This is a genomic window from Sphingobium chungbukense, from assembly GCF_001005725.1.
Classification (GTDB): domain Bacteria; phylum Pseudomonadota; class Alphaproteobacteria; order Sphingomonadales; family Sphingomonadaceae; genus Sphingobium; species Sphingobium chungbukense.
Window position 1 is genome coordinate 892,732 of the sequence record NZ_LBIC01000001.1, and the last position, 19,226, is coordinate 911,957.

Genomic DNA, 19,226 nt, shown 5'->3' on the forward strand with positions numbered 1-19,226 from the left:
TTCTCTCCCTGGGGATTTCAGTCGTGAAAAGCGTCGGTGGTTTCCCGCCTGCCGCGCAGGAAGGCGTCGGCAACCAGGCGTAAAGGGGCGGTGTCCACATCGCTGCGCCCGCCCCGGATCAGCGTGGCGAAGTGGCCGTAGAGGCCGGCATATTCGATATCCTCGCCTTGTTCGGTGCCGCTGGGCAATTGCAGCACGGCGCCGCCCTGGCTGAGCTTCAGCGTTCCGGCATCGGTTTCGACCAGGATGTCCCAGCTTTGCGGACCGGTCTGCCGCCAGTCCAGGTCCATATGGATGTCCGCGCCGCTCGTGTCGCGGAAGGCGATGTCGGCGGCGATCGGCGCGGCCCGGTTTTTCGGCAGCACCAGGGTCGCTTGCCTGAGGAAGAAGGGCCGCGGCAGGATATGGGTGGCTATGGAGAGGGCATTGATCCCCGGATCGAACACGCCAAGGCCGCCCGGTTCCCAGATCCATGCCTGCCCAGGATGCCAGACGCGCACATCCTCCCGCCAGATGATGGAGACCTTTTCGATTCGCCGTTCGGCGAGCCAGGCCCGAGCCGGAGCTACGCCCGCGGCGAAGCGCGAATGCCAGGCCGCGAACAGGCTGGCGCCGACCTTGTCCGCCTGCGCCTCCAGCGCCGCGACCTCGGCCAGAGTCGCGCCGGGCGGCTTTTCGAGGAACAGGTGGATGCCGCGCGCCAAGGCCCGAGACGCCAGTTCGTAGCGCACCTGCGGTGGGGTGCAGAGCGCGATGGCGTCGACCGCCGGCCCTTCGGCCAGCAGCGCGTCGAGGCTGGCGAGATGGGGCACGCCCTCCAGCCCCGCATCCAGCGGGCTGACGGTCGCGACGAGGCTGAAGGCGCCATTGCCCCGGATCGCGGGGACATGCTGGTCGCGCGCGATCTTGCCGATGCCGACGATGGCGATGCGGATCGGGTCCATTTTTCTACAGGACTTTGACGGCCACTTCGACCGGTGCGGCGCGCTTCAGCGGATTGCGCGCCGGCAGGGTGAAGGGGGCGGCGATGATCTCGAACACATCGCCTTCCCGGGTCTGCACGCCGTCGGTGAACGACAGGGTCGCCGTGCCGAAAAAGTGGACATGCACGTCGCCGGGGCGGCGGAACAGGTCATATTTGAAATGATGCTGTTCGAGATTGGCGAGGCTGTGCGACATATTGCCCTCGCCCGAGAGGAACGGCCTTTCCCACAGCGTTTCGCCGTTGCGCAGGATGCGGCTCGTGCCCTCGATATGGTCGGGTGCGGGACCGGCCAGCAGTTCGGGGCCGAGCGACGCCTGACGCAGCTTGGAATGGGCGAGCCAGAGATAATTATGGCGTTCGGTCACATGGTCGCTGAACTCGTTGGCGAGCGCGAGGCCGAGGCGATAGGGCTGGCCGTCGGGACCGATGATGTAGATGCCCGCAATCTCCGGCTCCTCGCCGCCATCTTGTGCGAAGGCGGGCATGGTCAAAGGATCGGTCGGGGCGACGAGTTGTGAGCCGTCGCCCTTGTAGAACCATTCGGGCTGCTGGCCGACGGTGCCGGGCGCTGGCTTGCCCCCTTCCAACCCTTCCAGGAACATGCGCATGCTGTCGGTCTTCACCTCAGCGGCCGTGGCTTCGCGGTGCATCTTGTCGCGCCCCTCCGCAGACCCAAGGTGGGTGAGGCCGGTGCCGGTCAGTTGGACATGGGCGCTGTCCTCATGGTCGATGGGAGCGAGCAGGCGGCCGGCCTCGAACTCGGCGGCAATGTCGATGGCGTCGCCCTTGGCGATGGCTGCGACCGCGTCGCCCAGCGAAATGCCCCTGGCGATCGCATCCAGCGCCAGCGCACGGATGGTCTCTACACCGACAAGGAAATACGCGGCATCGCCCTGGGCGGCGATGACGGAACGGGCACCGCTGTCGGCACGGTGCTGCAACAGGCGCAAAGTCATGAAAAAATCTCCTCCCGTGCGCCTCTGCTGGCGCTGGCCAAACTTCGCAAAAAGCTGAATTGTCAGTCATTTGAAGGGTGCCGGACTGACGCGCGGCGTCTATTCGCCCTGTCGTTCGAAAGTCGGGGCTTTATCCGCCATCTGAATCTCCTTATTACTCCGACATATTACAGGAAAGCGGTGAAGGCAATGATTGTGTTTCACCTTGCCGGATCGACTGCTAAGGAGGAGGTGGGAGGCATGGAAATGGCTGAAGAAAAGGGGATTTTGAAAGAGGCTGGCGGCAGCGATGGAGGGGGCGCCAAGGAAGCGCGAGGCCCCGGCCGGCGTCTGCACGGCGCCATTGCGCACAAGTTGGGGACGGCAATCTTGTCCGGCCAATATGCGCCCGGCGACGTGCTGTCGGGCGAAGTCGCCTTTGCCGAGGAACTGGAGGTGTCACGCAGTGCCTATCGCGAGGCGATCCAGGTGCTGACCGCCAAGGGGCTGGTGGAAAGCCGGCCGAAGGCGGGAACGCGCGTGCTGCCCCGCAACCGCTGGAACCTGCTCGATCCCGAAGTGCTGGCCTGGGCCTTTGCCGGGGAACCGGATGTGCAGTTCGTGCGTGACCTGTTCGAATTGCGCGCGATCGTCGAGCCGGCGGCGGCCCGGCTCGCTGCCAAGCGGCGGACCAGGGACGATATCAAGCTGATGAAGGATGCGCTGGCGGCAATGCGCCGCCACACGCTGGCGACCGAGGCCGGGCGGGCCGCGGACCGCGATTTCCACAATGCGATCCTGAATGCGACGCGTAACGATGCCTTGCAGACGCTGTCGGCCAGCATCGGCGCTGCCGTCAACTGGACGACCCAGTTCAAGCAGCGTGCCCGTGCCCTGCCGCGCAATCCGATCCCGGACCATGCGCGTGTGTTCGATGCGATCGCGGCCGGGGATGCGGAGGGAGCGGCCGAGGCAATGGGCGTGCTGGTCGATCTGGCGCTGGAGGATACGGCCAGCGCGATGACGCGGTAAACGAAAAAGGCCGGAGCGGACATGCCGCTCCGGCCTTTTTCGTTTTCGGGCAATGCGACCCTCGGTTCTTCAGCCGATCTGCTGATCCGGCAGCGCGTGGGTCGGTTTCGACCCCCATAGCGCGTAGAAGAGGATGTAGAGTTCGCAGATGGCGGTCAGCAGGAAGCTGGTCTGCAAGCCGAAATGGTCCGCCAGCCAGCCCTGCACCACGACCAGGGCGCCGCCCGCGATCGCCATGATCAGCAGGCCGGAGCCTTCCTCGGTCAACGGTCCCAGCCCCTTGATGCCCAGCGTGAAGATGGTCGGGAACATGATCGAATGGAACAGGCCGACCAGGATCAGCGACCACATGGCGACCGGGCCATGGGCGAAGACGGTGATCATCATCACCAAGAACGCGCCGACCGAAAAGGCGGCCAGCACCTTGCCCGCATCGAACCGCTGCATGATCGCGGAGCCGGCGAAGCGGCCGACCATCATGCCGCCCCAGAGGAAGGTCAGATAGCGTCCGGCTTGCTCATGGGTCAGGTTGGCGATGTCCGGCTGGCTGACGAAGTTCACGAACAGGTTGGCGACGCCGATTTCCGCGATCAGATAGATGAAGATCGCGGGAATGCCGAACACGAGATTGCGGTGCGACCAGAGCGAGAGATGCTTGCGGTCCTCCTTGGCGAGGCGGGAGGTTGAGGCGCCCATGTCGGGAAGCGGGAAGCGGGCGATCACCACCGCCAGCACGACCAGCACCACGGCCACCAGTGCATAGGGCAGCACCACCGACTGGGCGTCGGCCAACCGCTCGGCCTGCGTGAGCACGACCTCGCCCTGTGCGGTGCCCCCCTTCGACCGGCCGAGGATCAGGTAAGCGCCGAACATCGGGGCCAGCATGGTGCCCGCCGAGTTCATCGCCTGCACCAGGTTGAGGCGCGAAGAGGCGGTTTCGGGCTTTCCGACCACCGCGACATAGGGGTTGGCGGCGACCTGAAGCAGCGTGATGCCGCTGGCGATGACGAACAGCATGACCAGCGTCACGCCATAGGAGGGGATGCTGGCGGCCAGGGTCATGCCCAGCGCGCCCGCCGCCATGATCAACAGGCCCGTGACCATGGATTTCTTGTAGCCGATCCGCTCGATCAGCTTGGCGGAAGGAATGGAGGCGAAGAAATAAGCGATGAACCACACGGATTCGATCAGCGTGGTCTGGGTGTAGCTCAATTCGAACACGCTGCGCAGATGCGGCAGCAGGGTGTTGTTGATGACGGTGATGAAGCCCCACATGAAGAAGAGGCTGGCGAGCAGCGTCAGGGCAGGGCCGTAACGCGTGCCGGGATTATAGGTCGCGGCGGGTGCCGCGGCAGAGGAAACGGGTCCTGCCATTCATCCTTCTCCGGAAGTGTCGAAACGGAGCGCGGCCGGAACAGGGTTGCGCCCGATTATTATGTAGGAGTATATCCCCGCCCACGGCGCGTCAATGGCGTCGGGGAGGAACTGCATGCGAAAGGCCTTTATGAACAGATCAGTCCTGGCAGCGTTGTCATATGGCGCCTTGTCATACGGTGCCGTCCTCATGATGGCAAGCAGCGCCGCATCCGCCGCGGAGGCCAGCCGCTCTCCCGCAGGGACGCTCACCGACGGCACGGCGATCGAGGCGATCACGCTCAAAAATGGGGCGGGGGTGTCGGCCACGATCCTGACTTATGGCGCGACATTGCAGAAGCTGATCGGGCCGGACCGCAACGGAAAAGCGGCCGATGTGCTGCTGGGCTATGACGATCTGGCCGGCTATGTCGATCACCCCAATTATTTCGGCGTGACCGTGGGCCGCTATGCCAACCGTATTGCCGGGGGCAAATTCACGCTGGACGGCAAAAACTATCGGCTGCCGCTCAACGACAAGGTCAACTCGCTGCATGGCGGCGGCAAGGGCTTCGACAAGCAGGTCTGGAAGGTCGTTTCGTTGAAAAGCGGGCCGACCGCCACTCTGGTCCTGTCCCATAGCAGCCCCGATGGCGATTCGGGCTATCCCGGCCAGCTCGACACCACCGTCACCTACACGCTGGACGAAGCAGGCAATCTGGGCATCGCCTTCGACGCGAAGACCAGCAAGCCGACCATCGTCAACATGACCAACCATGCCATCTTCGATTTGGCGGGCGAAGGGTCGGCAGGCGGCGCATTGGGGCATATGCTGACGATCCCGGCCAGGGCCTTCACGCCGGTCGACGTCAATCTGATCCCGACCGGCGAATTGAAGCCGGTGGAGGGAAGCGTGTTCGATTTCCGCGCGCCCCGCCGCGTGGCGGACGGCATTCGCGACGGCCGCGACGCGCAGATCGTCGCGGGGCGCGGCTACGACCATAATTTCGCGCTCGACAAGGGGGCGACCAAGGCTCCCGAACTGGCGGCGCGCCTTGAAGATCCCGATTCCGGCCGCGTGCTGGAAGTGCTGACCACGGAGCCCGGTGTGCAATTCTATACCGGCAATTTCCTCGACGGCACGCTGACGGGCAAGCAGGGACATCTCTATCGCATGGGTGACGGCATTGCGCTGGAGCCGCAGAAATTCCCCGATTCGCCCAACCAGCCCAAATTCCTCTCGGCGCGGGTCGACCCCGGCAAGCCCTATCATCATCAGATGATCTACCGTCTGTCGGTCAGGCGCTGAGGCATTTCGATGGCCGAATGGCGCAAGATCGAGCGCGAGTGGCGCGATATGCTGGGCGAAGGGACGCTATGGTCGGCGCGCGAGAATGCGGTCTACTGGACCGACATTCTGGCGCCGGCGCTCAACCGCTTGTCGCTCGATGATGGTGCCATGCAGCGTTGGACCATGCCCGCACCGCTCGGCTGGGTGGCGGAGCGGGCGGAGGGGGGCTTCATCGGGGGTTTCCAGGACGGGTTTGCCCGGATCGCGCTCGATCCGCTGGTGATCACGCCCCTGGGCGATCCCGAACCGCACCTGCCGGGCAGCCGGATGAACGACGGCAAGGCCGATGCCAGCGGCGCCATCTGGTGCGGCACCATGGACATGGCCGAAGAGCAGGATGTGGGCGCGCTCTACCGGTTCGATCCCGACGGACGCTGGGAACTGATGGACAGCGGTTATCGCGTGCCCAATGGACCGGCCTTTTCGCCTTGCGGCCGCTGGCTCTACCATAGCGATACGGCCAGGCGGGTCATGTACCGGTTCGCCCGGAAGGCTGACGGCGGCCTTTCGGATCGCCAGCCCTTCATTCGCTTCGCCGAAGAGGATGGCTATCCCGACGGCATGACCGTGGATGCGGAGGGGCATTTGTGGGTCGCGCATTGGGGCGGCGGGCGGGTCAGCCGCTTCACGCCGGACGGGATGCTCGACCGGTCGATCACCCTGCCCGCAAGGCAGGTGACGAACATCTGTTTTGCCGGCGAGACGCTGGACCGGATGTTCGTCAGTTCGGCGGCGGTCGGCCTGCCGGAAAGCGAATATGACGGGGCGTTGTTCGAGCTCTTCCCTGGGGTGCAGGGTCTGCCGACCTGCCAGTTTGCCGGTTAGGCTTCTGGGCAAGGACCAGCGCAGCCCCTTCGACACAGGTCTTCGACCTGGCCCGGCCCCTGCTCATGGCGAATGGAAATCGTAAAGTAGACGGTCCGCTCTCTTCCTTAAACGGCGGCTGGCCCTGAACTGCCGCGCTGGATCAGCCGGAAGGTGAATTGCGGCGAGTCGGCGGAACTGCCCGCCAGTGCGTCGATGACCGCGCTGCCCATCGCCTCCAGCGGCTGGCTGACGGTAGTAAGCGGCGGCCAGGCGGTAAGGCCGGCGGGGGTGTCGTCGAAGCCGACCACCGACAGATCCTCGGGCACGGATAATTTCAGGCGGTGCGCGACGGTCAGCGCGCCCAAGGCCATGTCGTCATTCGTAGCGAAGATCGCGGTCGGTCGCCGGACCTCAGCCAATAATCGCTCGCCCGCTCGAATGCCCGATTCGAAATCGAACGCGCCTTCCATGAACAAGGCGTCGTCGATCGGCAGTCCCGCAGCGAGGAGGCCGTCGCGAAAGCCCTCGACACGCTGCATGGCCGCCTTGTGGCTGGCGGGTGGCGTGATGACGCCGATCCGGCAATGGCCAAGGCCGATCAGATGATCCGCGACCATCCGTCCGGCTGCGCGCTCGGGTGTGGGTATGTTGAAACTTTCCGCCATCACCGAACCGGCGATGCGGGCGCAGGGCAGTTTCAGTTCGGACAGACGTTGAAGCAATCGGGCATCGTCCGACAGGGGCGGTACCAGGAAAACGCCATCGGGCCGCAATGCCGCGACCAGACGATCGAGAATGGCGAACCGATCTTCGCCCGCCAGCGGCATGGGTTCGACCACCAGATGATAGCCCAGATCCCGGCACCGGTTCGCTGCGCCGGACTGGATGCCGCCATTATAGGATGGGGCCGGATTGTTGTAGAGGAAGGCGATCATGAAGGACCGGCCGCCCGCCAGCCGCCGCGCCGATTGGTTGGGCCGGTATCCGAGCTGACGGATCGCCGCTGTCACCCGTTCGCGCAATTCCGCGCTGACATTGGGCGCCTTGTTGACCACGCGCGATACGGTCTTGATCGACACGCCTGCCATGGCGGCGACGTCATGGATGCTGGGCATCAGCGGAGGCAAGGGGGAATGGCGGCACTCATCCGCGGGTCTTGCCATGGACGGCGGCCTGAGGAAACCAGGTTTACCCGTTTCCTGTCCCGGCCAACGCCGCTCGGTCATGTCGGCTTCGTAAGCATTGTTGGTTGTCATGAAAAATCCGTGGTCGGCAGCATGGAAAGGCCCTTGATCCGGCGGCGGCAAAGAGCTAGTCCGAAAAGACAACGTTGTCATGCTCTCCAGACAAGGCAACGATTGTCTTCCCGGGCGGCGGTCGGATGAACTGCACGCTTCAGGCCGTCGTCCGGGATGCGCTTTTCCGCCTGCGCCCTCATATGTTCATGGCCCGGTCAACCGAGCCGGAAGCTGCCGTGCCGATCGCGTCGCCAGGGCCAAGTCCAGGCGGTCATGAAAGCAACCGCGGTTCCGCTATCAGGGGCGCCGCAAGATCAGCAGGACCCGCAGGCCGGGGCCGTTGTCCGCGAGTGTCACGGTGCCATGGTGCAGCCGCGCCACCGCCTCCACCAGAGACAGGCCCAGTCCCGATCCGGGCTTGCCGCGCGCCGGATCGAGCCGGCCGAAGCGCTTGAGCGCGGCATGATGGCTCTCCTCCGCAATGCCGGGGCCGTTGTCCGCGACGCAGATCAGCAGATGGCCGTCCTCCAGCGCGGCGCTGAGATCGATGCTGTCGCCGCCTTCCGCATAATAAAGTGCATTCTCGATGAGATTGGCGAGCGACTGGCTCACCAGTTCGCGGTGCAAGGGGAAGATCAGCGATTCCGGCGCGGAAATGCTGAGGGCGAAACCGCTATCCTCGATCAGCGGGCCATAGACCTCTCCCACGTCGCGCAGCAGGTCGCCGACATTGGTGTCGCGTCGCTGATCGCCGCCGAACCCCGCCTCGGTCCGGCTGATGAGCAGCGCCGTGGTCAACATGGAGCGCAGTGTCTGCGCCTCGTGATGCACCTTTTCCAGCGCATCGAGCGCGGTGTCATCGCGCGTCTGGGCGCTGGCCTGTTCGACGACGGAGATCAGTCGCGTCACCGGCGATTTAAGGTCGTGCGCCAGCCCGTCGGTCATCATCCGGAGCTGCGTCACCAGCGCATCGATCCGCTCCAGCATGGCGTTGATCGATGTCCCTAACCGGTCGAACGCATCCCCGCTGCCATCGGTCGGCACCCGCCGGTCGAGTGCGCCCACCGCGACCTCATTGGCGGTCCGTGCAATATCCGACACCTGCCGTGCCAGGATGCGGCCCAGCATGATGGCGATGCCCAGCGCCAGCACCAGGCTGATGACGAAGGCGACGCTCAACGCCTCTTCATAGATGCGCGCAAGTTGCAGGCTGTTCGAAATGACCATGCCGGTCAGCAACAATTCGCCCCCTTTGAGCCGAAGGGCGATCACGCCGATCGGCTCCGGCTCCTCCCGGCCGATGCGGTAGAGCGACATGATCCGCCAGTGTCCATCGGCGGGCAGGCTGGCCGGCCAGGCGCCCAGATTGCCGCTGATCGGGCGTCCTTGCGCATCGGTGAGGAGCAGGACCGCGCGCTCCCCCTCGATACTGCGGAAACGGCGGGCGATCTCCGTCCGCAGCGCCGCCTTGCCGCCGCTGCGATAAAGAGCGAGCAGGTCGTCGCGCGCATCCTCCACCGCCTGCTGGTCGGCGGCGACGACGGTGCGCTGACTTGCCTGTTGGACGAAGAGTAATACGCCGCCTGTCACCAGGAATTGGCAGAGAAAGGCGAGGCCGACGAAACGCCCGATGGTCGAGCGGGCAAAGCCGAACCAGCGGCGCAATCCCTCAATTGTCCGGGCCAAGCCGATATCCCATGCCCCGCACGGTATGCAGCAGGGGCTTGGAGCCGCCCGCTTCGCCACCTTCGTCCAGTTTGCGGCGCAGGCGGCTGACATGGACGTCGATGACGTTCGTGCCGGGATCGAAATGATAATCCCACACGCCTTCGAGCAGCATGGTGCGCGTCACCACCTGGTCGGGATGGCGCAGGAAGAATTCGAGCAGGCGGAATTCGCGCGGTTGCAGGTCGATGGTCCGGTTGCCCCGCTTCACCCGGCGGGAGAGCAGGTCCATCTCCAGATCCTCATGGCGCAGATGGGTGACGACCGCGCTGCCTCCGCCGCTCCGGCGCAGCAGCAACTGCACGCGGGCCAGCAGTTCGGCAAAGGCGAACGGCTTCACCAGATAATCGTCGGCGCCGTTGGTCAGCCCCTCCACCCGGTCCTCCGGCGTGCCGAGGGCGGACAGGATGATGACCGGCGTTTCTATCCCCGCCGCGCGCAGGGCCTTCAGCATCGCCATGCCGTCCATGGCGGGCATCATCCGGTCGAGGATGATCGCGCCATAGCTGCCGTCGCTCGCCAGGAACAGGCCGTCGCGGCCGTTATCCGCCTGATCGACGGTGAAGCCTGCCTCGCCCATGCCCTTGGCGACATAGGCGGCGGTGGCCGCATCATCCTCCACCACCAATATCTTGTGGCTCATCGTCCCCCTTCCGGCCGGTCCAGCATCACCACGCGCATCCGATCCGCATGTCTCAGCCCCAGCGCAATTTTCGGCTGGGGATGGTGTAACAGATAGGCGCTGGCCTGATCCAGTGAACTGATCGGTGTGCCGTTGAGGCTGACCACCCCGTCACCGACGCTGATGCCCAGCCGCGCGGCCTGGCCGTCGGATTCCATGCTGGTGACGATGACGCCGGGACGTCCGCCCGCCGCCATCCCGTCCATCAGGGTCACGCCGGGGAGCGAGCGGGCCTTGGCCGCGGCCGCCTCCAGATGGCCGTCGGTGGCGCGGCGCAGATGCAGGAAGAAGGCAAGGCTCATCAACAGTGCGCACAGGGCGAGGCCGGCCAGCAGCAGGCCGGTCGCATGATTGTCGATCGAGCGCTTCGCCATCGGTCTCACTCCCCCGCGCATCACGTGCCGGGAAAGGATGTCGGGAGCCCATCCTTTCCCGGCCGGGTCGGTTTCAGGAGGGTTTCGGTTCGGGCCTGGCCTTCATCCCGTGATGGGCGGCATGGCCCATGTGATGGGGCCGGTGGCGCGCCGCCATCCGGTGGTGATGCGCGGCCATCTTGTGATGGGGCCGCATGGCGGCGTGATGGCCCGTGCCGTGCGACGAGCCCATGCATTCGTCCGTCACGCTCTTGGAACAGGGCGGGTAGGATTTGGGCGCGCTGGGTGCGGGCTGCGCCATGGCGGCGGTGCCCCAACCCAGGGCGACGAGAGGGAAGATCAGATATTTCATGGATCATCTCCTTCACTTTCCGGTGGCGGAAAGCCGGGATTGCCGGTCTTTCCGTCGCCGCAGAAAGGATGATGCGCATCGGGGGCCAAGTCATGTTAAGCTTTGTTCATGCCCCGGACGGAATAAGCGGCTTGTCCTGGGCCGCCACGGCGACCCGGCCGCTGCGTTCCAGCTTGCCCCAACCCACGACCCAGCCGCCAATGGCAGAGGCGATGGCGCGCACCACCACCCAATACATGATCTGGCGATAGACGAAGCGCTGCGCCACCAGCAGGTGCGGTGGATAGCCTATGTCGCGATCGTCGAGCCTGTAGGCGACCCAGCCGCAGGCAATGTCGATGCCGGTGAAGGCCAGCCAGTAGAGGCCCATCATCCACACATCGTTGCTGGTCTGTGCCCAGCCATGCTGGTGTACGCGCACGATGGTGCCGACGATCGAGGTGATCAGCGCGAAGTCGATCAGTGGGGAGATCGCCGCGAACAGGATCTGGAACAGCCAGGCCTGCGGCATGCCGACCAGGGCAAGGCCGGTGGGACGCCGCTCACGCAGGATACGGCGATGCTTCCACAGGCATTGCAATGTGCCGAAGGCCCAGCGATAGCGCTGCTTGGCGAGTGCCTTGAAGCTTTCGGGCGCTTCGGTCCAGGCGACGGCCTCGGGATCGTAGGTGACACGCCAGCCCGCGCGCTGGATGGCGATGGTGAGGTCCTGATCCTCCGCCAGCGTATTTTCGGGATAGCCGCCCACCGCGTCCAGCGCCGCCCGCCGCCAGGCGCCGACCGCACCCGGCACGACCGTCATGGCATCGAACCCGGCCAGCGCGCGGCGCTCCAGATTCTGCGCCGTGATATATTCGACCGCCTGCCAGCGGGTGACGAGATTGACCCGGTTGCCCACGCGCGCATCGCCCGCGACCGCGCCGATGGCGGGGTCCGCGAACCAGCGGGCGAGGCGGCGGATCGTCTGCGGTTCGAACTGGGTGTCGGCATCCAGCGCGATCACGATCTCGCCATGGGCCTGCGCCAGTGCGCGGTTGAGCGCGGCCGCCTTGCCGCCGTTCTGGAGCGTCAGCAGCGTGACGCGTGGGTCGTCGGCAAAGGCGCGCTCGACTATCGCGCTGGTTTCGTCCTTCGACCCGTCATCCGCGACGATCAGTTGCAGCGCGGGATAGTCGCTCGCCAGCACGCGGCGTACCGACGCCTCGATCACCCGCGCTTCATTATAGGCGGGGATGATGACGGAGACGGTCGGCTGATGCTCCGGCGGCACGATCCGTTCGCGCCGTTCCTGGAACCAGGCGAGCAAGGTCATCAGCACCGCGCGGGCGAGGCCCAGCGAAATGGCGAGGTAGAAGATCCATCCAAGCAGCGCGGAAAGCACGGCCAGCACCACGAATACGCCGACATCGACCCGCACCGCCAGCAGGTCGCTGGACTTGACCGGCGGCATGGCGGCCTGTCGGGGCAGCCCGGCAAGTTGCGATACCGGCACGAAGCTGTAGCCTTCGGCCCGCAACTGCGTGATGATGCGCGGCAGGGCCTCCACCGTCTGCGCCCGGTCGCCGCCGCCATCGTGCAGCAGGATGATGTTCTCCGACCGATCGTCGGACACGTCATGCACCTGGTCCATCACCTGGGAGACGATGGCGTCGGTGCCGGGGCGTTGCCAGTCATTGGGGTCGACGTGCAGGCCGACGACGGTATAGCCCAATCTCTGTGCCGCCAGCGCCGGCCCGAGTTCGTCCGCCGTGGTCGGCTCCGCATCTCCGAAATAGGGCGCACGGAACAGGCGCATGCCATGGCCGGTATAGGCCTGTACCAGCCGTTGCGTCGCATTGAGTTGCAGGCGCGTCGCGTCGTCCGACCAGGTGGCGAGATTGGGATGGTCGTAGGTATGGTTGCCGATCTCATCCCCGTCCGCGACGATCCGCTGGAGCAGGCCGGGATGTTCCAGCGCATTTTCCCCGATCACGAAGAAGGTCGCAGGGGCATGCATCCGTTCCAGCACCTTGAGGATTTTCGGCGTCCATGTCGGGTCCGGCCCATCGTCGAAGGTCAGGGCAAGCATCTTGGGATGCTGGCCGCCGGTGCGTTGCACCTGATAGGGGGTCGGCAGGGTGCCGTAGCTTTCCCGCTCTATGCTGTTCTGCGGGCCGAAGACGATGGTGCGCCTGCCCTCGGTCGGGGTGGCGGTGATCCGCAATATTTCACCCGCCCCCTCGACGTCGGTGTTGAGCGTGCTCGCCATGCGGCTGAGATTGGGGCGACCGCCATTGCGCCAGGCGGTGAGATCGGCCCATACACCGGGGTCCTCGCTGCCGAGCCGCCACAGGGCCATGCTCTGGATGCCAAGGCGCTTGAGCACCAGCAACTCGTTCCAGGTGGCGGCGGCATCCAGCATCCAGATCTGGTGGCGCTGCCCCGCCTCGTCATAGGCGAAGCCGGCATTGCCGCTGGCCATGTCGTAGATGGGGGGCGCATCGCTGTCATGCGCGGCGAGCCAGGCTTCGTCCAGCGACAGCGCGTCGGCGGTCCCACCGTCGCCGGTTCCATGCCAGTCATAGGCATAGCTGCCGAGGGCGACGACGATATGGTCGGCGCCGATGTCGCGCAGCGCGGTCTTCACTTGCCGCGTGAACCAGTCCTGCGCGGCGATCGGACCGGGTTGGCCGCTCTGCCAATGCTGGTCATAGGCCATCAGGATCACCCGGTCGGTGACATCCGCGAACCGGGCGAGCGGCCATCCTTCCTCGTCCACCGGCACGGTGACGGCCAGCTTGGCGCCCGCGGGCAGTTGCGCGCGCAGCAGGTGGAGGAAGTGCAGATAGGTGGGCATGGCGCTGCCGGGCAGGGATTCGAAGTCCATGACCAGTCCCGCCTCATGACGGCGGGCGACATAGGCAGCAAGTTGCTGGGCGAGCGCGCGGGATGCGACAGGGTCGCGGAGTACCCGTGCCGCGCCCGCGCCGTTCCAGCTTTCCGTTCCCAGATTCTGGACCATGGGCAGCACCTTGGGCGGGCGCGGCATGGCGGCGATCATCCGGTCGAACACCGGATCGCTGGCATAATGGATGGGCTGGGCGGGACCGGCCACATTGACGAGCGCCGGAACCACCCAGTCGAGCTGGCCGACATGGCGCCGCAGCGAGGCGATGCTGTTTTCGGTCCCCGGTACATAGAAGCCGATGTTGAGCGGCTTGGCCTGTCCATGGGTCTTTCCCCAGTGCGGTAGCCATTTGGCGATGTCGCGGCGCAGGGTCGAAATACCCGACAGGCGCGCGGCATGGGGCTGGGGCAGCGGAAGCGCGAGATCGCGTTCCGTCGGCACTGCGACCAACGTCGTGGCGAAGGCGATGGCGGCCAGCAATATGGCGAGCAAACCGCCCGCCAATATGCGCCGCGCCCAAAGCCCCCGGCGGCCGGTGGGATCGAAGAAAATCGGTCTGCTCATGACGTGCGGCTTGCCTGCTACCCCTGTAATCGGCTTGCCTTTACGCCGTGGCGGGTGCCGGGCCGATGATCCGTTCATGAATTATTGGTCATGATCGGAAACGGCGCTGCGTGCCCTTTTTGGGACAAGCTTTTCTCACCCGCTCTTCAGCAAAGCTTGAGCGAAAATTCTCTACCGCCATAATAGATAAGAGCCGTCTCGATTCGGCAGGGGAGAAAAGAGGATGTGGCGCGCGGCGATCGGTCGGCATTGGGGACGGTTAAGCGACGCCATGAAGCGTGAGCTGCTGCGCGAACCGGATCGTATCCTCCTGGACCGCGGACCCGATGCGGTGGCGCCGCCCAGGGACAAGGCGCCGACGAAGGCCTCCTACGAATTGAGCTGAAATAGCCGGGCGGCCTTGCGGTCGCCCTTGCGTCCTCCAATATCGCAACCGCCTTGCAGGGGGCGTGCCGCCCTTCACCAGTCTTTGGGAGATTCTATGTCAGTTGCTGCCCGTGCGGTTACGCGCGCCGTCGATCCGCTCTTTCTGGAACGCTGGTCGCCGCGCGCCTTCGATTCCTCGTCGATCCCGCAGGAGGATCTGGACACGATCTTCGACGCCGCGCGCTGGGCGCCCTCGGCGTTCAATTATCAGCCCTGGCGGTTCCTTTACGCCCATCGCGACGGCGCGGACTGGAACCGCTTCCTGGACGTGCTGCTGCCCTTCAACCAGAGCTGGGCGCAGAATGCTTCGGTGTTGCTCTTCGTGCTGTCCGACACGCTGATGGCCGCCCCTGGATCGGACGATTTCAAACCCTCGCACAGCCACAGTTTCGATGCGGGCGCCGCCTGGGCCCTGATGGCGTTGCAGGCGACGCGGCTCGGCTATCACAGCCATGGCATGAGCGGCGTGGATTTCGACAAGGCACGGGTGGAACTGGCCGTGCCGGATCGTTACCGCATCGAGGCGGCCGTCGCGATCGGCCGCATCGCCGACAAATCGATCTTGCCCGAAACGCTTCAGGCGCGTGAAATGCCCAGCGGTCGCAAGGATATTGCCGATTTTGCCTTCGCGGGCAATTTCAGCGGCTGAAAGTCCGCCGGGCGGGCGCCCTATGGTCCCGCCCGTCAGATCCGCGCCAGTTCCTCTGCGGTGGCGTCCATCGTCCGCGGTTCCTGATCGCCGGTCAGCGCATAGGACATGTCGCCGCGCCGCCAATAGGCGACCGACTGCGCACCCTCACGCACGGCATCCGGCTCCTCGGGCGCATGGGTCTTCTCATGCACGGCGAAGATCGTCATCCTGCGCCCCTCGTCCGTGCGGACCGCCATCAGCAGCGCGGGCTCCTTGTCGGTCGGAAACAACTGCACGTCGGTGACATGCCAATCGTCCGGCAGCGTCGGCATGGCGATGCGGGTGTTGAGCGCGATTTCCCGGGCGTCGAACTTGGGGGTTTCGATCTGCGAGTTCATGTCGGCGCGCATCATCGCGATCCGGTGCGATGCCACCGCATAGCTGACATAAGCGGGCGGGCGGTCGATGCCGACGACCCAGGCCGCAATGCCCGCGGCCAGGCCGCCGGTCACAAGCCCGGCGGGCATCAGCCGGCGCCAGCGGCTTCTTTGCGCGGGCACCAGCCGCTCCGCCTTTGCCATCATGTCGCCTGGAATCCGCCGCCGGTCATGGGTCAGCAGGCGGAGCGCGCTGCGCGTGCTGAGATCGCCCATGACCCGTGCCGCGAGCGCCGGCCGCCGCGAAAGATGGGTTTCGACCACGAAGCGGCGTTCCACATCCAGTTCGCCGTCGATATAGGCGTCGATTTCCACATCGGTCGGACGGTCAGTCATCACTTCCTCCTATCAGCCGGAGGCTGGCCGCCCCCTGCTGCCCCTGTTCCCTCTCCCGCAACGCTGCCCTGGCCCGCGACAGGCGCGACATCACCGTGCCGATCGGCACGGCCAGGGTTTCGGCCGCCTGCTGGTAGCTCAATCCTTCGATCGCGGTCAGGTGCAGCACGGCGCGATGATGTTCGGGCAGGGCGGCGAATTGCCGCGCAATCTCGGCCAGGCGGGCATGTTCCTCCTGCCCCGGCTCCAACTGGTCGATCAGGGTTTCGGCAAAGCGGCTGTTGCGCCGGGATTCCGATGCTTCGCGCCGCTTTGCGGAAAAGAAGACATTGTGGACGATCGCCAGCAGCCAGCGGCGGCGGTTGCGGCCCTGTTGATAGGTTTCCTGCCGCTCTATGGCGCGCAGCAATGCATCCTGCACGACATCGTCGGCGTCCGGGTCGTCACGGGTCAGCGAGCGGGCGTAGCGCCGCATCGCGGCCAGATCGTCCCTGATGTCCGGGCCTTCGTCCATCATGGGTGTCTCATGCGGCCTGTGCCTGGGCCGTGACAAGGGAAATTGCGGGAAAGGGGATGCGCAGGACGTGGGCGTAGCTGCGCACCACGTCCTCCAGCACGTCGTCCCATCGATGGCGCGCCGCCGTCTCTGCCGCGGCCGCTCCCAGGATCGCACGGCGGTGGGGCTGGCGGATCAGCGCGGCCGCCGCCGCCGCATAGGCCGCGGCATTCCTGGCCGGCACCAGCAGGCCGGTGCGGCCATCCTCGATCAGGGCGGATGCGCTGGGCACATCGGCGGAAATGACGGCAAGGCCAGATGCCATCGCCTCCAGATTGACATTGCCGAAGGCCTCCGTGACCGACGGGTTGATCAGCATGTCGGCACTGGCGACCGCGCGGCCCAGTGCCGCGCCCGTCAGATGGCCCATGAAGGTGGCGTTGGGCAGCCGCTGCGCCAGCCAGTTGCGTGCCGGCCCTTCGCCGATGATCAGCGGGCGCACCGCCAGTCCCTGCGCGCGTACCGCTTCGACGGCTTCGGCAAAGACGCCCAGCCCCTTTTCCAGCACCAGACGTCCGAAGAAGAGCGGCACCATGTCCTCTGCCGTATAGCCCAGCTGGGTGCGCAAGGCCGGATCGCGCAAGCCCGGCCGGAAACATGCGGGATCGATGCCGCGCCCCCATATGGCAGTGCGATCCGTCCCGAACCGTTCGCCCATCTCCCGCGCGATCGGCAGGGTGGGGCAGAGGATGGAGGCACAATCGCCGTAGAAGCGGTCGAGATAGCGGTCGACCGGTCCGCGCAGGAAGGACAGGCGATAATAATCGAGATAGGTTTCGAAGCGCGTATGCAGGCTCGCCACTATGGGAATGCCCCGTGCCAGCGCATATTTCTGGGCCTGCCGCCCGAGCAGGTCGGGGGCGGAGAGATGAACGATGTCGGGTGCGAAGCCGTCGAAATCCTGCTGGGTGGCGCGCGGGAAGCCCAGCGCCACGCGATATTCCGGGCGTCCCGGAATGCTGATCGAGCGGACGGAGCGGATATCGCCTACCGACTCGAACGCCTTGCGCGGCGCGGTGGGGGAATAAATGCGCACCTCTGCCCGCACCTTGTCCAGCAGATAGGCCACGAGCCGGTTCAGCGCCTGGTTGGCACCGTCGCGCACGCAATCATAATTGCCCGAAAACAGCGCGACCCGCAGCGGACGGCGCAGGGCCGCATGCAGGGTGGCACGAGAGAGGGGCAGGCGCTGGGCTGAGTCAGGAAGGTCGGCTTCGTCGTTCATGACGTCTGTACGTGGCCCGACCGTTCCTTATTCCCTCCTTAGCTTGGCGTTCAGGAAAAAGCCGGTAACGTCGGGCCGTGATCAAGCAACCGAGGCGGTGCGCATGCCGATTTCCCGACGCCGCAAATGGGGCCTGACGCTGGCGGCGATCGTCGCGCTGCTGGCGGGCGCGGCGGTCTATTGCCGGCATCTGGGCTATCCGGACGGTCCGCTGTTCACGCTCGTCCCGACACCTGCCGCGAATCGCGACGGCATGGTCGCGATCTTCCTGTCCGGCGACATGGGATTCAACGCAGGCATGGGACCGGTCATAGCGGGACATATGGCCCAGGGCGGCCTGCCGGTGGTGGGGGTCAATTCCCTGAGCGCCTTCGCCCGGCGCCGCACATCGGCCGAAACCGGCGCGCTGGTGGAGCGGGCGGTCCAGCGCGCGCTGGCTGAGCCGGGTGCACGGCGGCTGGTGCTGGTCGGCCAGTCCTTCGGCGCGAACATGCTGCTGGCGGGCGTGGAGGGATTGCCGCCGGAATTGCGGTCCCGGGTCGCGATGGTCGCGCTGATCGTACCTGCCGATACCATGTTGTTCCGTGCGACGCCGGGCGGCGTGTTCGACTTCACCGATGACGGCCCGGCCCGGCCCGCCGCGCGGCGGCTCGACTGGGCGCCGGTGCTGTGTATCCATGGGGTGGAGGAAAGCGGCAGCCTGTGCCGGGGCTGGCGCCAGCGCAATGTTCAGGTGGTGGGCCTGCCGGGCGGTCATTTCCTGCATGACGATTCGGCGCTGGTCGCCGCCACCGTGTTGCGCGCGGCGAACATTGCCAAAAGTTCAGGATATGCAGAGCGGCCCGCAATGTAGACGGGACTAGAAGGGGATGATCGTTTCCGGAGGGATTGTCCTATGGGGTTGGGGAGGCTTTTGGTCGTCAGCGTATGTCTGGCCTGCGCGACGCCCGCACTGGCGGCGAAGGTCCCGGCCGGACAGCCCGAGGGGCTGTGGCTTGGTCCCCACAACAATGTCGCGGTGCGCACCGGCCCCTGCGGCGACCGGCTGTGCGGCTGGGTCGTCTGGGCCGATCGCGAGGCGCAGTCGGATGCGCGCGACGGCGGCACGATGCGGCTGGTCGGCACCGAATTGCTGGAGGATTATCGCGCCGACGGCAAGGGGCAGTGGCGCGGCACCGTCTTCGTCCCCGACATGGGGCGCCGCTTCAGTTCGCAGATCAGCCAGCTTTCGCCCGAACAGATGCGGGTCAAGGGCTGCATATTGGGCGGCCTGATCTGCAAGTCGCAATTATGGACCCGGATCGACCGGGTGCCGGCGGGCTGACGGAGG

General features: G+C 65.8%; 18 protein-coding genes. 6 read left to right on the plus strand and 12 right to left on the minus strand.

Translation table 11 applies throughout. The features are described 5' to 3' along the window. Positions 1–17: 17 nt before the first annotated feature. Positions 18–944 (minus strand): Gfo/Idh/MocA family protein, encoded by a 927-nt coding sequence (locus YP76_RS04500; RefSeq protein WP_046762345.1) that lies wholly within the window; start codon positions 942–944, stop codon positions 18–20. Between the two features lie 4 nt (positions 945–948). After that, a complete protein-coding gene (gene araD1, locus YP76_RS04505) occupies positions 949–1,941 on the minus strand; it encodes an AraD1 family protein (protein ID WP_046762346.1) in 993 nt (330 codons plus the stop codon). 246 nt (positions 1,942–2,187) lie between these two features. Here araD1 and YP76_RS04510 point away from each other — a divergent pair, with 246 nt between their 5' ends. After that, the gene (locus YP76_RS04510) at positions 2,188–2,952 is read left to right on the plus strand and encodes a FadR/GntR family transcriptional regulator (RefSeq protein ID WP_197707449.1); all 765 of its coding nucleotides are present in this window, start codon (positions 2,188–2,190) and stop codon (positions 2,950–2,952) included. Between the two features lie 69 nt (positions 2,953–3,021). Here the strand turns inward: YP76_RS04510 and YP76_RS04515 are convergent, their stop codons facing one another. After that, positions 3,022–4,326: a sugar MFS transporter gene (locus tag YP76_RS04515; protein WP_046762347.1), complete on the minus strand. Its 1,305-nt coding sequence runs from the start codon at positions 4,324–4,326 to the stop codon at positions 3,022–3,024. A gap of 190 nt (positions 4,327–4,516) precedes the next feature. Between YP76_RS04515 and YP76_RS04525 the strand changes: the two genes are divergently transcribed. Together YP76_RS04525 and YP76_RS04530 are read left to right on the plus strand one after the other, a co-directional pair. Continuing rightward, the gene (locus YP76_RS04525) at positions 4,517–5,614 is read left to right on the plus strand and encodes an aldose epimerase family protein (protein WP_046762349.1); all 1,098 of its coding nucleotides are present in this window, start codon (positions 4,517–4,519) and stop codon (positions 5,612–5,614) included. Between the two features lie 9 nt (positions 5,615–5,623). After that, positions 5,624–6,481, plus strand: coding sequence for an SMP-30/gluconolactonase/LRE family protein (locus YP76_RS04530; RefSeq protein WP_046762350.1), 858 nt, complete (start codon positions 5,624–5,626; stop codon positions 6,479–6,481). A 107-nt stretch (positions 6,482–6,588) separates the two neighbouring features. Here the strand turns inward: YP76_RS04530 and YP76_RS04535 are convergent, their stop codons facing one another. From YP76_RS04535 to YP76_RS04560, 6 genes are all read right to left on the minus strand, one after another. Next, positions 6,589–7,578, minus strand: coding sequence for a LacI family DNA-binding transcriptional regulator (locus YP76_RS04535; protein ID WP_046762351.1), 990 nt, complete (start codon positions 7,576–7,578; stop codon positions 6,589–6,591). Between the two features lie 420 nt (positions 7,579–7,998). Beyond that, on the minus strand, positions 7,999–9,291 hold the full coding sequence (locus tag YP76_RS04540) for a sensor histidine kinase (RefSeq protein ID WP_046762632.1): 1,293 nt from the start codon (positions 9,289–9,291) through the stop codon (positions 7,999–8,001). 79 nt (positions 9,292–9,370) lie between these two features. Beyond that, entirely contained in the window at positions 9,371–10,069 is a 699-nt protein-coding gene (locus YP76_RS04545) for a response regulator transcription factor (protein WP_046762352.1), read from the minus strand. Beyond that, the gene (locus tag YP76_RS04550) at positions 10,066–10,482 is read right to left on the minus strand and encodes a PDZ domain-containing protein (protein ID WP_046762353.1); all 417 of its coding nucleotides are present in this window, start codon (positions 10,480–10,482) and stop codon (positions 10,066–10,068) included. The genes YP76_RS04545 and YP76_RS04550 overlap by 4 nt, the downstream gene beginning before the upstream one ends. A gap of 73 nt (positions 10,483–10,555) precedes the next feature. Then, positions 10,556–10,834: a hypothetical protein gene (locus YP76_RS04555; RefSeq protein ID WP_046762354.1), complete on the minus strand. Its 279-nt coding sequence runs from the start codon at positions 10,832–10,834 to the stop codon at positions 10,556–10,558. Between the two features lie 106 nt (positions 10,835–10,940). Continuing rightward, positions 10,941–14,285, minus strand: coding sequence for a glycosyltransferase (locus tag YP76_RS04560; protein WP_046762355.1), 3,345 nt, complete (start codon positions 14,283–14,285; stop codon positions 10,941–10,943). A 481-nt stretch (positions 14,286–14,766) separates the two neighbouring features. Here YP76_RS04560 and YP76_RS04565 point away from each other — a divergent pair, with 481 nt between their 5' ends. Continuing rightward, positions 14,767–15,360 (plus strand): nitroreductase family protein, encoded by a 594-nt coding sequence (locus YP76_RS04565; RefSeq protein WP_046762356.1) that lies wholly within the window; start codon positions 14,767–14,769, stop codon positions 15,358–15,360. A gap of 35 nt (positions 15,361–15,395) precedes the next feature. On the opposite strand, the gene YP76_RS04570 is transcribed toward YP76_RS04565, so the two are convergent. The 3 genes from YP76_RS04570 to YP76_RS04580 are packed head-to-tail and all read right to left on the minus strand — an operon-like array spanning position 15,396 to position 17,896. Then, a complete protein-coding gene (locus tag YP76_RS04570; RefSeq protein ID WP_046762357.1) occupies positions 15,396–16,115 on the minus strand; it encodes an anti-sigma factor family protein in 720 nt (239 codons plus the stop codon). Further along, the gene (locus YP76_RS04575; protein WP_052757293.1) at positions 16,108–16,632 is read right to left on the minus strand and encodes a sigma-70 family RNA polymerase sigma factor; all 525 of its coding nucleotides are present in this window, start codon (positions 16,630–16,632) and stop codon (positions 16,108–16,110) included. The genes YP76_RS04570 and YP76_RS04575 overlap by 8 nt, the downstream gene beginning before the upstream one ends. A 7-nt stretch (positions 16,633–16,639) precedes the next feature. Further along, positions 16,640–17,896, minus strand: a complete 1,257-nt coding sequence (locus tag YP76_RS04580) for a glycosyltransferase family 4 protein (protein ID WP_046762358.1) — start codon at positions 17,894–17,896, stop codon at positions 16,640–16,642. Positions 17,897–17,999: 103 nt separating this feature from the next. Between YP76_RS04580 and YP76_RS04585 the strand changes: the two genes are divergently transcribed. Together YP76_RS04585 and YP76_RS04590 are read left to right on the plus strand one after the other, a co-directional pair. After that, positions 18,000–18,749 carry an AcvB/VirJ family lysyl-phosphatidylglycerol hydrolase gene (locus tag YP76_RS04585; RefSeq protein WP_046762359.1) on the plus strand — a complete coding sequence of 250 codons (750 nt, stop codon included), beginning with the start codon at positions 18,000–18,002 and terminating at the stop codon, positions 18,747–18,749. A 42-nt stretch (positions 18,750–18,791) separates the two neighbouring features. Then, a complete protein-coding gene (locus YP76_RS04590; RefSeq protein WP_046762360.1) occupies positions 18,792–19,220 on the plus strand; it encodes a DUF2147 domain-containing protein in 429 nt (142 codons plus the stop codon). The last annotated feature ends 6 nt before the right edge of the window (positions 19,221–19,226 follow it).

What these genes read in the sequence shown, in the direction of transcription:
- YP76_RS04500 (WP_046762345.1), bottom strand. Translation starts at nt 944, where the DNA reads ATGGACCCGATCCGCATCGCCATCGTCGGCATCGGCAAGATCGCGCGC.
- araD1 (WP_046762346.1), bottom strand. Translation starts at nt 1,941, where the DNA reads ATGACTTTGCGCCTGTTGCAGCACCGTGCCGACAGCGGTGCCCGTTCC.
- YP76_RS04510 (WP_197707449.1), top strand. Translation starts at nt 2,188, where the DNA reads ATGGCTGAAGAAAAGGGGATTTTGAAAGAGGCTGGCGGCAGCGATGGA.
- YP76_RS04515 (WP_046762347.1), bottom strand. Translation starts at nt 4,326, where the DNA reads ATGGCAGGACCCGTTTCCTCTGCCGCGGCACCCGCCGCGACCTATAAT.
- YP76_RS04525 (WP_046762349.1), top strand. Translation starts at nt 4,517, where the DNA reads ATGATGGCAAGCAGCGCCGCATCCGCCGCGGAGGCCAGCCGCTCTCCC.
- YP76_RS04530 (WP_046762350.1), top strand. Translation starts at nt 5,624, where the DNA reads ATGGCCGAATGGCGCAAGATCGAGCGCGAGTGGCGCGATATGCTGGGC.
- YP76_RS04535 (WP_046762351.1), bottom strand. Translation starts at nt 7,578, where the DNA reads ATGCCCAGCATCCATGACGTCGCCGCCATGGCAGGCGTGTCGATCAAG.
- YP76_RS04545 (WP_046762352.1), bottom strand. Translation starts at nt 10,069, where the DNA reads ATGAGCCACAAGATATTGGTGGTGGAGGATGATGCGGCCACCGCCGCC.
- YP76_RS04550 (WP_046762353.1), bottom strand. Translation starts at nt 10,482, where the DNA reads ATGGCGAAGCGCTCGATCGACAATCATGCGACCGGCCTGCTGCTGGCC.
- YP76_RS04555 (WP_046762354.1), bottom strand. Translation starts at nt 10,834, where the DNA reads ATGAAATATCTGATCTTCCCTCTCGTCGCCCTGGGTTGGGGCACCGCC.
- YP76_RS04560 (WP_046762355.1), bottom strand. Translation starts at nt 14,285, where the DNA reads ATGAGCAGACCGATTTTCTTCGATCCCACCGGCCGCCGGGGGCTTTGG.
- YP76_RS04565 (WP_046762356.1), top strand. Translation starts at nt 14,767, where the DNA reads ATGTCAGTTGCTGCCCGTGCGGTTACGCGCGCCGTCGATCCGCTCTTT.
- YP76_RS04570 (WP_046762357.1), bottom strand. Translation starts at nt 16,115, where the DNA reads ATGACTGACCGTCCGACCGATGTGGAAATCGACGCCTATATCGACGGC.
- YP76_RS04575 (WP_052757293.1), bottom strand. Translation starts at nt 16,632, where the DNA reads ATGATGGACGAAGGCCCGGACATCAGGGACGATCTGGCCGCGATGCGG.
- YP76_RS04580 (WP_046762358.1), bottom strand. Translation starts at nt 17,896, where the DNA reads ATGAACGACGAAGCCGACCTTCCTGACTCAGCCCAGCGCCTGCCCCTC.
- YP76_RS04585 (WP_046762359.1), top strand. Translation starts at nt 18,000, where the DNA reads ATGCCGATTTCCCGACGCCGCAAATGGGGCCTGACGCTGGCGGCGATC.
- YP76_RS04590 (WP_046762360.1), top strand. Translation starts at nt 18,792, where the DNA reads ATGGGGTTGGGGAGGCTTTTGGTCGTCAGCGTATGTCTGGCCTGCGCG.